This is a genomic window from Embleya sp. NBC_00888, from assembly GCF_045207655.1.
GTDB lineage: Bacteria > Actinomycetota > Actinomycetes > Streptomycetales > Streptomycetaceae > Embleya.
Genome location: NZ_CP108784.1, coordinates 2,284,309 through 2,297,127, shown reverse-complemented (window position 1 = coordinate 2,297,127; position 12,819 = coordinate 2,284,309). Strand labels below are relative to the sequence as shown.

12 protein-coding genes are annotated in these 12,819 nt (G+C 73.5%); 8 read left to right on the top strand and 4 right to left on the bottom strand.

All coding sequences use genetic code 11. From position 1 onward, the window contains the following. The first annotated feature begins 26 nt into the window (after positions 1-26). Entirely contained in the window at positions 27-944 is a 918-nt protein-coding gene (locus OG948_RS09065) for a YncE family protein (protein WP_406295297.1), read from the top strand. A 141-nt stretch (positions 945-1,085) separates the two neighbouring features. Here the strand turns inward: OG948_RS09065 and OG948_RS09060 are convergent, their stop codons facing one another. Beyond that, positions 1,086-1,514, bottom strand: coding sequence for an SRPBCC family protein (locus OG948_RS09060; RefSeq protein WP_395869217.1), 429 nt, complete (start codon positions 1,512-1,514; stop codon positions 1,086-1,088). Between the two features lie 247 nt (positions 1,515-1,761). On the opposite strand from OG948_RS09060, the gene OG948_RS09055 reads away from it, so the two are divergent. The 5 genes from OG948_RS09055 to lysA all read left to right on the top strand — a co-directional run bounded on the left by OG948_RS09055 (position 1,762) and on the right by lysA (position 7,582). Next, entirely contained in the window at positions 1,762-2,721 is a 960-nt protein-coding gene (locus OG948_RS09055; protein ID WP_406295295.1) for a hypothetical protein, read from the top strand. A gap of 205 nt (positions 2,722-2,926) precedes the next feature. Next, the gene (locus tag OG948_RS09050; RefSeq protein ID WP_406295294.1) at positions 2,927-4,468 is read left to right on the top strand and encodes a class I adenylate-forming enzyme family protein; all 1,542 of its coding nucleotides are present in this window, start codon (positions 2,927-2,929) and stop codon (positions 4,466-4,468) included. A gap of 10 nt (positions 4,469-4,478) precedes the next feature. Then, on the top strand, positions 4,479-5,288 hold the full coding sequence (locus OG948_RS09045; RefSeq protein WP_406295292.1) for an aldose 1-epimerase: 810 nt from the start codon (positions 4,479-4,481) through the stop codon (positions 5,286-5,288). A 250-nt stretch (positions 5,289-5,538) separates the two neighbouring features. Next, on the top strand, positions 5,539-6,219 hold the full coding sequence (locus OG948_RS09040; protein WP_406295290.1) for an SAV_915 family protein: 681 nt from the start codon (positions 5,539-5,541) through the stop codon (positions 6,217-6,219). 37 nt (positions 6,220-6,256) lie between these two features. Then, positions 6,257-7,582 carry a diaminopimelate decarboxylase gene (gene lysA, locus OG948_RS09035; RefSeq protein WP_406295288.1) on the top strand — a complete coding sequence of 442 codons (1,326 nt, stop codon included), beginning with the start codon at positions 6,257-6,259 and terminating at the stop codon, positions 7,580-7,582. 119 nt (positions 7,583-7,701) lie between these two features. Here lysA and OG948_RS09030 read toward each other — a convergent pair whose 3' ends face one another. Continuing rightward, complete coding sequence (locus tag OG948_RS09030; RefSeq protein WP_406295286.1) at positions 7,702-8,409, bottom strand: Type 1 glutamine amidotransferase-like domain-containing protein; 708 nt, start codon at positions 8,407-8,409, stop codon at positions 7,702-7,704. A gap of 73 nt (positions 8,410-8,482) precedes the next feature. Further along, complete coding sequence (locus tag OG948_RS09025) at positions 8,483-9,199, bottom strand: DNA alkylation repair protein (RefSeq protein ID WP_406295284.1); 717 nt, start codon at positions 9,197-9,199, stop codon at positions 8,483-8,485. Positions 9,200-9,406: 207 nt separating this feature from the next. Here OG948_RS09025 and OG948_RS09020 point away from each other — a divergent pair, with 207 nt between their 5' ends. After that, positions 9,407-10,387 carry a zinc-binding dehydrogenase gene (locus OG948_RS09020; RefSeq protein WP_406295282.1) on the top strand — a complete coding sequence of 327 codons (981 nt, stop codon included), beginning with the start codon at positions 9,407-9,409 and terminating at the stop codon, positions 10,385-10,387. A 176-nt stretch (positions 10,388-10,563) separates the two neighbouring features. Here OG948_RS09020 and OG948_RS09015 read toward each other — a convergent pair whose 3' ends face one another. Further along, positions 10,564-11,658 (bottom strand): FAD-dependent monooxygenase, encoded by a 1,095-nt coding sequence (locus OG948_RS09015; protein ID WP_406295281.1) that lies wholly within the window; start codon positions 11,656-11,658, stop codon positions 10,564-10,566. Positions 11,659-11,812: 154 nt separating this feature from the next. Here OG948_RS09015 and OG948_RS09010 point away from each other — a divergent pair, with 154 nt between their 5' ends. After that, a complete protein-coding gene (locus OG948_RS09010) occupies positions 11,813-12,805 on the top strand; it encodes a DUF5996 family protein (RefSeq protein WP_406295279.1) in 993 nt (330 codons plus the stop codon). Positions 12,806-12,819 lie beyond the last annotated feature (14 nt).

Below are 12,819 nucleotides of genomic sequence, written 5' to 3'. Positions count from 1 at the left end.
CGTCCCGACGCCTCCGGAGGCATGCCATGGCCCAGCCGACCGCGATCCCCGGCGAACCGCCGCCGACCGAGACGTTTCGGTCGTACGTCACCGACCACGGGTCCGACACGGTCACCGTCCTGGACGTGGTCGCCGGCACGGCGGTGGCGACCATCGACGTTCCCGGTGCGCTCGGGCCGCCCGCGGTCGCCGGTGGATCCGTGTACGTCACCTCCCCGGAGCGGGGTGTGATCACCGTGATCGACACCGAGACGCCGGTGGTGCTGGGCCGGATCGCCGCGGCCTGGCCGCGCTCGCCGGTCGCGGCCCCCGACGGTGCCGCCGTGTACTTCGCGTCCTGTCCGCCCGCCGACCACGGCTTCGCGTCGAACACCGTCGAGGTGCTCAGTCCCACGCTGAACACGGTCGTGCGCAGTCTCCCGGTGCCGCACCCGGCCACGTCGGTGACGCCGGCTCCCGACGGTGACCGGCTCTACCTGGCCGGCTTCGCCGAGGACCTGGTCACCGCGCTCGACCCGGACACCGGCGCCACGGTGGTGGGCACGGCGAAGGCGCCCCGGGCGGTGGTGTGCTCGCCGGACGGCGCGAGCGTGTACGTGGCCGGCGCGGCCGGCGTGTACATCCTCGACGCGGCCACGCTGCGTTGCCTGGGCACGATCACGATCGAGGGCGGCGCCACCGACGTCGCGGTCTCCCCGGACGGCTCCCGGCTGTACGTGGTGCCCGACGGCGCACGGGACCTGCGGATCGTGGACCCGGCCACGCGCGAGCCGATCGGGAGCGTCGACACGCCGAACGCCGCGGCGGTCGAGGTCACTTCGGGCGGAACCCGCGCCGTGGTCCTCAACGCGGGATCGGGGGACATCGTCGTCGCGTCGATCGTGGACACGGACAGTGACACGATCGTGCACTCGGTGCCGATCGGGCGGAGTCCGTCGCCGTGATCGCCGGCGATCGGGACGGGGTCGGTCACGACGGTGCGCGGGCGCCCGGCCGGACCCGGGTGTGACGCCGCCCCGGGCGCTCCCCACGCCCGGCCGGGGCACCCGAGGCGGTTCGAAGCCGGAGCCCGCCCCGGACCGGCGCTACGCGAAGCGCTCCCGGAGGGCGGCCAGGCCGACGCCGTAGGTGCCCTCGGCGAAGACTGCGTCGACGGTCTCCACCACGTCCGCCTCGCCCTCGTAGGCGGCCGACCAGACCACCTCGCTGCCGTCCGGGTGCGGGTGCACCGCGAGCGTGCCCACGTAGTTCGACACCGCGAGCGGGACCTGGATCAGCCGGTAGGTCATCCGGTGCGCGTCCGCGTCGTGGCTGATCAGTTCCTCGCGCGAGAGCACTTCGCCGTCGATCGCGAACGCCCGTACCGCTCCCGGGGTGTTGGCGTCGCCGCCGCCCTCGATCGTGCTCGGCGGCACCACCGGGTGCCAGTCGCCGAGGGCGCCGAAGTCACCGATGACCGCCCAGACCTTGTCCGGTGTGGCGGCGATCACAGCGGAACGCGAGAACTCGTGCATGAAGGCACTCCTGTCGGTTCGAAATTACGCGCGTGGAGATGGGACGATGCGATTCGATTCGGTTTTCCCGCCGATTCGATCCGGGTCCGTGTGGGTCCGCAATACCACCGGGTGGTTGGTGTCGGCCGAATAAATCACCCGACCGATGTGGCCTGTCTCCTGGACGCGGAAACCACTTGGCGCCTAGAACCGTTGCAGGGCCGGACGGGTCACGGGAGCGACGAGGCGAGAAAGGGACGGCGAGGACGTGTTGTACGGACTTGTGCTGACGGCTTTCGCGGCGGCCATCCTGGTGACCGCGCCTCGCGTCCTGCGCCGGGCCGAACGCAGCGGCTTCGGTCCGCGCCACGTACAACGCGCGTGGCGGGCCGCGGCCGGCGGCGTACTCGCGTCGTTCGCGCTGGCCGTGCCCGTCTACACGCCCGACCTGTGGCTCGCCCCGATGCGCGCGGCCGGCTTCGCCCCCCGGATCGGCATGCCGCACGTACCCCTGGTCGTGCAGATCGTCGTCGCCTTGCTGGCGCTGCTGATCGTCGGGTTCGGCTGGCGCCGGGGCGCGGGCGCGACCCGCGACTACCGGCGCGCGTTGCGCGTACAACTGGATCGGCTGGAGAACTGCGCCCCGCTGCTCGACGAGGAGGCCGGCGGCCGGCCGCGCCTGGTGATCGTCGAGGACGACGCGCCGCGCCTGGTGCTGCTGCCGTCCCGGCCGCCGCGCGTCGAGGCCACCACCCGCGCCCTGGACCTGCTCCGCCCGGAGGAGTTGAACGCGGTGCTGACCCACATGGCCGGGCACCTGCGCCGGCGGGACGCGCAGTGGATGGTCTGCGCGGACACGCTCGCCGACGCCTACCCGATGGTGCGCTTCTTCGGCGCGTGGGCCGACCACGCGGCGGAACTGTCGGAGAAGGCGGCGGACGCGGACGTACGCGGCTCGATCGCGCGGGTCAACCTGCGCCGGGCGATCGTCAAGTTGTCCGGGCCGGGGCAGGCGGGCGGTCCGTTCTGCCCGTGCTTCGCGTGGCCGCAGCAGCGCCAGGAGGAACTGGCCGTGCACCAGGCCCAGGCGACCGCGCACCCCGAGGTGGCCGTCGCGGGCGTCCGGGTGGGCGCACCGGTCGCCTCCGCGGGACTGCGGCTGCTGACCGCCGCGGCGCTGCTGGTGCCCTCGGTGATCGTGGTGTCACCGCACTTCCTGTATCTGTGACCCTCGCGCTCGCGCGGGCCGCGTCGGACTTTTCCGACCTGTGAGTCCTGATGCCCGTGCGCGATCGGCGCGGGGTGGGCGCGCCCACCCCCGTCGGGCCCGGTGTGATCACCCTGTCGGGTCGCGACCGTTCCTGATAGGTATGCGGGACGGGCGCGGCGATGCCGTCCGGGCACGGGCCGGGCGGGGCGAGGAGGGCACGACGGTGACACACACGAGCCTCTGGGCGGCCATCGAGGCGCGGGCGGCCCGAACGCCCGACGGCGAACTGCTGGTCGACGAGCACGGTCGGCGGTTGACCCATCGGGAATTCCGCGACGCGGCCGAGGCCTTCGCGGCGTTCCTGCACACCCAGGGGCTGGGCCCGGGCGACACGGTCACCTGGCAGTTGCCCACCCGGCTCGAATCCGTGGTCCTGGTCGGCGCGCTGTCCCGGCTCGGCGTCGTGCAGAACCCGATGATGCCGATCCACCGCGAACGCGAACTCGCCTTCGTCACCCGACAGACCGGCGCCTCGATGCTGATCGTGCCGCCGGTGTGGCGCGGGTACGACTACCCGGAACTGGCCCGTCGGGTGCGCGACCGGGTGCCCGGCCTGGAACTGCTGATCCTGGACGGCCCGTTGCCCACCGGCGATCCGGCCCACCTGCCGCCCGCGCCGCCGGCGCCCGGCACGCCCGAGGACGCCCCGGTGCGCTGGTACTTCTACACCTCCGGGACCACCGCCGACGCCAAGGGCGCCCGGCACACCGACGCGAGCATCATGGCCGCGGGCGTCGGCATGGCGGACCGGATCGGCGCGCGCGAGGGGGACAGGGTCGCGCTGGTCTTCCCGTTCGCGCACATCGGTGGCTGTACGACCTGGCTGACCGCGGCCCTGACGCACGGCGTCACGATGATCCTGACCGAAGCCTTCCACCCGGAGGAGACGCCCGACCTGCTGCGCCGCGAGCGGGTCACGCTGGCCGGCGCGGGCACCGTCTTCCACCAGGCGTGGCTGGCCGCGCAGCGCCGCCGGCCCGCCGGCGACCCGCTCTTCCCACATCTGCGCAGTTGTCCCGGCGGCGGCGCGCCCAAGCCGCCCGGGCTGCACGAGGCGATCAAGCGCGAACTGGGCGGCGCGGGCGTGCTGGCCGGCTGGGGGATGACCGAGGCACCGATCCTGACCATGGCGGGCCCGGACGACCCGGACGACGCGTTGGCCCGGGCCGAGGGCCGGCCCACCCACGGAGTCGAGGTCACCGTGGTCGGGCCGGACGGGCTGCCGGTGCCGGTCGGCGCGGAGGGTGAACTGCGGGTGCGCGGGCCGCAGGTGATGCGCGGGTACGTGGACGCGCGCCTGGACGCCGAGGCGTTCGACGAGGCCGGGCGGGTGCGTACCGGTGACCTGGGCCGAGTGGACGAGCACGGCAACGTGTACGTCACCGGGCGCCTCAAGGACGTCATCCTGCGCAAGGGCGAGACGATCAGCGCCAAGGAGGTCGAGGACCTGCTGGACGCGCATCCGGCCGTCGCCGAGGTCACCGTGATCGGTCTGCCGGATTCCGAACGCGGCGAAATGGTGTGCGCGGTGATCGTGCCGAGCGATCCGTCGATTCCGCCTGATCTGCGTACTGTGCGGGATTTCCTGGGCGCTCGGGAAGTGATGCGGCAGAAGTTCCCGGAGCGTATCGAGATCGTCTCCGCACTGCCGCGGAATCCGTCCGGAAAGGTGCTCAAGAAGCAGCTTCGGGAGCGCTACGCGTAATCTGCCGACCATGATCGACGGCGAAGTGTGGTTGCGTTCCGAAGGCGCCGAGGCGCTGATTCTGCCGGACGCCGGGTGCCGGCTCGGCTCGTTGCGGGTGCGCGGGCTCGAACTGCTGCGGACCGAGGGCGAGCGGCCCGCGGAGTGGGGCAGCTATCCGATGGTGCCGTGGGTCGGCCGGATGGGCGGGGCCCGGTTCGAATTCGACGGCGCGATACACGAGTTCCCGGCGGACGCGGCGCCGCACGCGCTGCACGGGCTCGGCTATCGCGGCGCGTGGAAGCAGATCGCGGGGGACGCCGGGTCGGCGGTCCTCGAGTTCGCGTTGACCGACCCGTGGCCGTTCGCGGGCCGGGTCGAGCAGACCTTCACGCTGACGCCCGACGGGCTGACCACGGTGCTGCGGATCGAGTCCGAGACCGCGACGTTTCCGGCGCAGGCCGGGTGGCACCCGTGGTTTCGGCGGCGGCTGGGCGTCGGCGGGCCGCTGGAGTTGTCCTTCACCCCCGAGTGGCAGGAGGAGCGCGGCGCCGACTACCTGCCCACCGGGCGCCGGATACCCCCGCTGTCGGGGCCTCGGGACGACTGCTACGGGACGCCCGGCGGGGTGGACGCGACGCTGGAGTGGCCCGGCGCGCTGCGGCTGCGGATGACCTCGGACTGCGATTACACGGTGGTGTACGACCTGCCGCAGGCCCACATGTGCGTCGAGCCCCAGACGGGGCCGCCGAACGGTCTGGTGGGCCCGGCGGCCCGCCTGGTGCGGCCGGGGGACCCGCTGGTGGCGACGACGAGATGGGCCTGGTCGGGGGCGGCGTAGGGCCGGGAGCGGGGACCTGCGGGGTTCGGGGGAAACGGGGCTCCTGGTCGGGCGAGGTCGGGCGAGGTCGGGCGAGGTCGGGCGAGGTGGGGCGAATTCCGGGGATTTCGTCCGCACGCGTCAGGAGGGCGTCAACAACGGCCCGGGGATGATCAAGGGCGCGGTAGGGGCGGGGTTGCCCGGTATGCGCGGTCGTAGCGTCGGAGTCAGGGCCCGCGGTCGGCTGCGGGGCCGGACTTCGGAGGCTGTCGTGTCGGATGTGTTGATCACCGATGAGGAACCCGCTTCTGCGACCACCGCTCGGCGTGTGTTGATCGTGCCGGTGCGGTCGGTGGACGGGGCCCGGGTGGTCCGGCTGTGCCGGGATCCGCTGGGCGCCCGGGTCGTGGTCGCGTTCACGTCGGTGGCGCGGTTGCGGGCGGTGCTGGGCGCCGATCAGGAGTGGATCCGACTCGGGGCGGGCGCGGTGCGCTCGCTCGCCGACGAGGTCGGGGGCGAGCGCGTGCTGGTCGATCCGGGACTCTCGGCGCCGCCGGTGCGGCACCGGGAAGCGGTGGGCGGGGCGCTTGCTCGGGACTCGGGGGCGGATGGCGCGGGCGGAGCGACCGGTGTGGGCGGTGTGGTCGGTACGCCCGGCGTGGTCGGTGCGGCCGTCGTGTCGGTCGCGATCGACCGGGCCTCGGTCGCCGGGGCGGCACGCCCGCCGGCCGCCGCCGGGCTCGCTCCCGTGCGGGCGGTCTCGCCCACTCGGCCGTCGCTCGGCCGGAGCGCCGGCGGGCTCGCGCCGGGCGTCGGGTCCTCCCGGGTAACAGTCGGGTCCTCCCGGGTATCAGGGACGTCCCGATCCGTCCGGGATCCGCAACCGCTCGGTGTGCCGCGCACCACCGCCGTCGTCGCGGTGCTCCTCGTCGTGTTGTCCCTGCTCGGCTGACCCGCCGTCACCAATGTTCGTGCACAAGGGAGTTGCCATGTCAGTCAGGCTTGCGGAGCCGGTATCGGACGCGGCTGTGTGGCCGCGTTCGACGCGGGAGCACGCCGGGGACCTCACCATCGGCGGCCTGACCTCGGTCGAACTCGCGGAGCGGTTCGGGACACCGTTGTACGTACTGGACGAACAACACGTGCGGGACACCTGCCGGGCCTACCGCCGCGCGCTGCCCGGCGTCGAGATCGCCTACGCCGCCAAGGCGTTCCTGTGCCGCGGCCTGGTCGGCTGGCTGCGCGAGGAGGGCTTCGGGCTCGACGTGTGCTCGGCGGGCGAGTTGGCCCTCGCCACCCTGGCCGGGATGCCCGGCGAGCGAATCATCCTGCACGGCAACGCCAAGTCGGCGGACGAACTGCGTGCGGCGCTGCGCCTGGGCGTGGGCCGGATCGTGCTGGACAACCCGGCCGAGATCGCCAGGTTGGCCGCGCTGGTGGCACCTCGGCAGCGGCAGCGGGTGATGGTGCGCGTGGTGCCGGGGATCGAGGCCGGCGCGCACCACGCGATCCGCACCGGCGGCGAGGACCAGAAGTTCGGCCTGTCCATCGCGCGGGGCGACGCGGAGGACGCGGTGCTGCGCGCGATGGCCCAACCGCACCTGGAACCGACCGGACTGCACTGCCATTTGGGCTCGCAGATCGGTTCGGTACGGCCCTGGCTGGCCGCCGTCGCCACACTCGTCGAGTTCCTGGCCGGGCTGCGCGACCGGCACGGGATCGTGCTGCCCGAACTGAACCTGGGCGGCGGCCACGGCATCGCCTACCGCGGCGGTGAACATCCGTTGGACATCGAGGCGTTCGCGGACGACGTGCGCCGGCAACTGAACCGCCGATGCGCGCTGTACGACCTGCCGGTACCGCGACTGATCGTCGAGCCCGGCCGGGCGATCACCGGTCCGGCGGGCGTGGCCCTGTATCGGGTGCTCGTGGTCAAGCGCACCGCGCACCGGGTGTTCGTCGCGGTGGACGGCGGCATGGCGGACAACCCGAGGCCGGCCCTGTACGGCGCCCGCAGCACCGTGCGCCTGGTCGGCCGTCCCGGCGCGGCGGGCACCCGGCGGGTCACCGTCGTGGGCCGCTACTGCGAGTCGGGCGACGTGTTGGCGGCCGATGTCGAACTGCCCGAGGACGTACACCCCGGCGATCTGCTCGCGATGCCGGCCGCCGGCGCGTACCAGCAGTCGATGGCCTCGACCTACAACCTGGTCGGCCGCCCCCCGGTGGTCGCGGTCCGCGACGGTAGAAGCCGCGTGCTGCTGCGCCGCGAGGGGATCGAGGACCTCCTGGCCAGGGACACGGGCAGCGAGTCCTGACGCGCGGCTGACCGGCGCCCCCGCGCGGCGCGGGGGCGCCCCGTGCACGAACGCACTCCCGAGAGGCGTTCACCGCCCCGCCGCACCGATCACACCCGCCACGCCCGTCGTCGTGCCGGTCATGCGCGGAGCCTGGTCATCGGCAGTGCCGACTCGTGGACACCGTCGGGACCGGGCTCGACGCGATACGCGTGCGCGTCCGGCCGCTCGGCGACGAATGTGTGCACCCGGCCGTCCACGAGGTGGATCGCGGCGCCGTCGTCCAGGGCGTGGCCCGCCGCGAGCAGGCCCGCCGCGATGGCCGCGTGGTACGCCGGGCGGCGCTCGGCCTCGCCGTCGTAGTGCGGACAGACGCTGCCCCGCGCCCAGCCCAGGCCGTCCGCGAGCGGGCGCAGCGTCGGTCCGTACGAGTCGGTGATGCCGCCCTCGAACCAGCACAGCGCGCCCGCGCTGAGACCGCACACCACCAGGTCGCCCGCGGCGGCCCGGGCCGCGAGCGCGGCGTCGAGGCCGTGCAGGCGCCACAGCGCGAGCAGGTTCGCGGTGGAGCCGCCGCCGACGTAGATCACGTCCTGGTCGGCGAGTTCGTCCGCGAGGTCGGCGCCGGTGCGTTGGAACAGGCTCAGGTGCCCGGTCGTACAGTCGAGCCGCTCGAACGCGTGCCGAAAGCGGTCGACATAGCCGTCCGCGTCGCCGGAGGCGGTCGGGACGAAGCACACGTTGGGGCGGGCCCGACCCGTCAGGTCGAGCACGTATCGGTCGAGCGCGGAGGCCCCGTCGTTCATCGAGAAACCGCCGCCGCCCATGGCCACCAGATGAGTCGTCATCGAGACATCCTGCCGTGCCGACGGCGGCCGGGGCGGCGCCGGCCGGCGGTGCCGCACGTGCGCGGGCCGACGATCAGCCTGCGCGCAACCGGGCCGCGTCGGCGGTGGGCAGCCGGCGGATCGCCTCGCGCAGTGTCACCCCGGACATCCGGGCCCGATGCGCGGTGGTCCAGGCGATCACGTACGCCGGGTCCCGCTTTGCGATCTCCCGGAGCAGCCAGCCGATCGCCTTGCGGATGAAGAACTCCCGCTCGTCCAGCATGGCGTCCGCGTGGCGATCGAATCGGACCAGATCGGGAGCGCCCGCGCGGATGCCCGGAAGCAGGCTCAGCAGCGCCGCCCGGCGGACCCAGAAGTCCTCGTCGGCGGCCCACGCGTCGGCGGTGGCGAAGTCCGCGGGATCGCGACCCATCAGTACGCCGGCCACCTTCTCCGCGAGGGTGTCCACGTACACCCAGCCCGCCGATTCGCGGATCAGTCGCTCGACGAGCGGCAGTTCGGCGCGGGTGAGCACGCGCAGGTGCAGCCGCAGCAACTCGATCGCGGCGAACCGGCTCTCGTGTACCGACCGGAGCCACAACGCGTCGACCCAGGCGAGGAGTTCGGCCCGGGTGGGTTCCGGGTGGGCGCGGGCCGTCGCGGTGACCGTCTTGCGCAGCACCGGCACGGTGACGCCGAGGAAGTCGAGATCGCTCTTCAGATACGCCTTCTCCGCCCGCGCGCGCTCCGGTGTGCCCAGTGCGGCGAGCGCGGCGACGAGTGCGGCGGCGGCTTCCTCGGCATCGAACACGCACCCACCGTACGGCTCGACGGTCGATCGGGCGATGACCGTTCGGTGGATTCCCGGACGTGTCGCTTGACATGAAGTCGACTTGAGGTTCGAGACTGTTCGCACCCGATTCGGCGCGGCGACCGCGCCGCGTCGGCCGACCCGTCGGGTCGTCGTCCCGTAGTCGTTGTCCGTTGTCCGTCGTCCCAGCAAACCCCGGAGTGTCCGATGCGCGCGATTCGCCTGAACGAGTTCGGTCCGGCCGAGAACCTGCGGTACGAGGAGGTCGCGACCCCGGAACCGGGGCCGGGGGAGGTGCGGATCGCGGTGGCCGCCGCGGGAGTGCACCTGGTCGACGTGATGCTGCGCTCGGGACGCACCCAAGGACCCTTCCCACAGCCGGAGTTGCCCGCCACCCTCGGCCGCGAGGTGGCGGGCACGGTGGACGCGGTGGGTGCCGGGGTGGATCCGGCCCTGGTCGGCCGGCGGGTGGTGGCCCATCTGGGCAACCGCAACGGCGGCTACGCGGAGTTCGCGATCATCGACGACCAGGCGCTGCTGCCGCTGTCCGACGGCGTACCGGCCGAGATCGCGGTGGCGATGGTGGGGACCGGGCGCACCGCGCTGGGCATCCTGGACGTTGCCGCGATCACCGCCGAGGACGTGGTGCTGGTCACCGCCGCCGCGGGCGGTCTGGGCACGCTGCTGGTCCAGGCCGCGCACGGGCTCGGCGCGGTCGTGGTGGGGGCGGCCGGCGGGGCCGCCAAGGTCGAGGCGGCGCGCGCGTCCGGCGCCGACATCGCGGTGGACTACACCGCCGCCGACTGGGCCGCGAGTGTGCGCGAGGAACTCGCCGGGCGGCCGGTGACGGTGGTCCTGGAGAGCGTCGGCGGCGAGATCGGCGGGGACGCGCTCGACCTGCTCGCGAAGGGCGGCCGACTCGTGACGTTCGGCTGGTCCTCGGGCGATGCCATCGCCGATCTGGACGCGCGCGCCGCGGCCGCCGGGGTGGCCGTGGAGAACCCGTTGGGCCCGCGGATGGCGAACCGTCCGGGTGGCTTCAAGGCGCTTGCCGAGTCCGCGCTCGCGGCTGCGGCCGCCGGTGAACTGCGGCCCGCGGTCACCACGTTCGCGCTGGCGGAGGCGGCTGCCGCGCACACCGCGCTGGCCGGTCGGCAGACGGTCGGCAAGGTCGTCCTGCTGTCGTGACCCGACGCGCGCCGGGCGGGGGTCGAGCGGCGATCGGCTCGACCCCGGCCGGCGTTCGGCCGAGGCCCGGCCGAGCCCGGCCGACGCCCGGTCGACGAGCGCCGGCCCGCTTGTTCCCGGCGGGCCTTCGACGGGCGAAGGCCCGCCCCGGCTCCTTCCGATGAGCGAAGGCCCGTTCAACTCCCGCCCGGCACCGGGCCATCGGGTGCGGTGGTCGCCCGGCGGCAGCGCTCCTCGTAGCCGGCGAGTGCCTCGACCGGATCGGTGTGCGCGGCCAGTTCGCGGGCCAGCACGCGCGCGTCCACGATCGCCCGGGAGGCCCCGTCGCCGCCGATGCCGTCGATCGGGAAGCCGGCGTGCGCGGCGTCGCCGAGCAGCGTGACCCGCCCGTCGGACCAACTCGGCAGTGGCTCCCGGTCGATCATCGGGTACTCGTACGCGACATCCGCGTCCGCGATCACCGCGGGCACGTCCAGCCAGGGAAAGTCCCAGTCCGCGAAGTGCGCCGGGATGGTGTCGAGTTCGGCCGCCCGAATCCAGTCGCCGGGCCCCGCCTGCGGGCCCGCCGAGGGGTGGCCGGCGATCCAGTTCAGCAGCGCGGGGCGCTCGCCCTCGGCCGCCCGGAGCGGATACGCGACGAACGTGCGCCCGCCATCCTCCACGGTGACCATCGTGTGACCGGTGTGCAGGGTCGCCGCGGGCGTCACCCCGCGCCACAGCACCCGGCCGCCGGGTGCCGGCGGCGCCTCACTCGGGTACATCAGCGAGCGGCCCGCCGAGTCGATCCCGTCCGCGGCGATCAGCACGTCGGCCACGTCGGTGACGGTCTCGCCCGCACCGTCGGTGAACTCGACGGCGACCCCGTCCGCGGTCTGCGCGTAGCCGCTCAGCCGCAGGCCGGTGCGCAGCGACTCGGCGCCCAGCCAGGCCAGTTGGGCGCGCAGCAGGAGCATCTGCAACTCGCCGCGGTGGACCGACAGCCGGGGCCACGCGCGCCCGGCGGCCGACCCGAGCGGCTCGGACCGGACCCGCTCGCCGAGCCGGTCGTGGTGGACCGACTCGTCGATCGGCACCGAGATCTCGGCGACGTCGTCGTACAGGCCGAGTTCGGCCAGTTCTCGTACCGCGTCCGGGAGCAGTTGGATCCCGACGCCGAGCGGGCGGATCTCCTCGACCGCCTCGTACACACCCACGTCGGCGATCCCCGCCGCGTGCAGACTCAGGGCGGTGGCCAGCCCACCGATGCCGGCTCCGGCGACGACAACGCGCACGAGTGCCCCTGTACAGGTGGTTGGGATGTTGTCGCACGCAGGGTACGCTCCGGCCGCGCTCACCCGCTCGGGGGGTGGCGCACAATCGCCCCGGCCGGCCCGGACGGCGGAGCAAAACGGGACGGACGGGGCTCGCAGGGGCGAGAATCGGCTCATGGGCACCCCTTCGAGCAACCCCGCGCAGGCCACCGGGCCGGCCGACCCGCCCCGGCTCCCCGAACTCCCCTACGACGCGTGGGTGCACACCCTCGACACGCTGCATCTGTTCGCGCAGATCGTCGGCAAGGTCAAGCTCGCCGCGAGCCACCCGCAGAACCACTGGTGGAACATCACCTTCACGGTGGACGCGCGCGGCTTCACCACCCGCCGGCTGACCGTGGCCGGCGTCGCCTTCGACATCGCGTTCGACTTCGTCGACCACCGCGTGGTCTTTCGGACCGATCGCGGCGACGTGCGCGAGATCGCGCTCGTGGACGGGTTGAGCGTGACCGAGTTCGACGTCGCGGTGCACGGGGTGCTGGCCGAGTTGGGCATCGACGTGCCGCTGCTGGAGCGACCGTTCGGCGTCCCGCACCTGACCGTGCCGTTCCGCGAGGACACCGCGCACGCGACCTACCAGGCCGAGTACGCATGGCGGTTCTGGCGGATCCTGACCTGGTCGGCGGACGTGTTCGAGGAGTTCATGGGCTGGTTCGACGGCAAGACCTCGCCCGTACAGCTCTTCTGGCACTCGTTCGACCTCGCGCTGACCCGGTTCTCCGGCAAGCGGGTCGAGCCGCCGATGCGCGGCGTGGACCCGGTCACCGCGGAGGCGTACTCGCACGAGGTGATCTCGTTCGGTTTCTGGGCAGGCGACCCGAACGTGCCCCACCCGACCTACTACTCGTACGCCGCGCCCAAGCCGGACGGCGTCGAGAAGCAACCGCTCTCGCCGCGCGAGGCGCTCTGGCTGCCGGACGGCTCGCGATCGACCCTGGACTACGACGTGGTCCGGGTGGCCGAGGACCCGCGGCGCACGCTGCTGGGCTACCTCCAGTCCAACTTCGCCGCGAGCGCGAGCCTGGCGGGATGGCCGACCGACGAGACGCGATCCAACTGGTGCCCGACGAGCGAACAACTCCAGGCGCTGGCCCGCGCCGGGCTCTAGGCCCTGTCCGGTGG

Excerpts from the sequence above, each read along its gene's own strand:
- OG948_RS09030 (WP_406295286.1), bottom strand. The coding sequence starts at position 8,409 with ATGACGACTCATCTGGTGGCCATGGGCGGCGGCGGTTTCTCGATGAAC.
- OG948_RS09065 (WP_406295297.1), top strand. The coding sequence starts at position 27 with ATGGCCCAGCCGACCGCGATCCCCGGCGAACCGCCGCCGACCGAGACG.
- OG948_RS09060 (WP_395869217.1), bottom strand. The coding sequence starts at position 1,514 with ATGCACGAGTTCTCGCGTTCCGCTGTGATCGCCGCCACACCGGACAAG.
- OG948_RS09010 (WP_406295279.1), top strand. The coding sequence starts at position 11,813 with ATGGGCACCCCTTCGAGCAACCCCGCGCAGGCCACCGGGCCGGCCGAC.
- OG948_RS09045 (WP_406295292.1), top strand. The coding sequence starts at position 4,479 with ATGATCGACGGCGAAGTGTGGTTGCGTTCCGAAGGCGCCGAGGCGCTG.
- lysA (WP_406295288.1), top strand. The coding sequence starts at position 6,257 with ATGTCAGTCAGGCTTGCGGAGCCGGTATCGGACGCGGCTGTGTGGCCG.
- OG948_RS09020 (WP_406295282.1), top strand. The coding sequence starts at position 9,407 with ATGCGCGCGATTCGCCTGAACGAGTTCGGTCCGGCCGAGAACCTGCGG.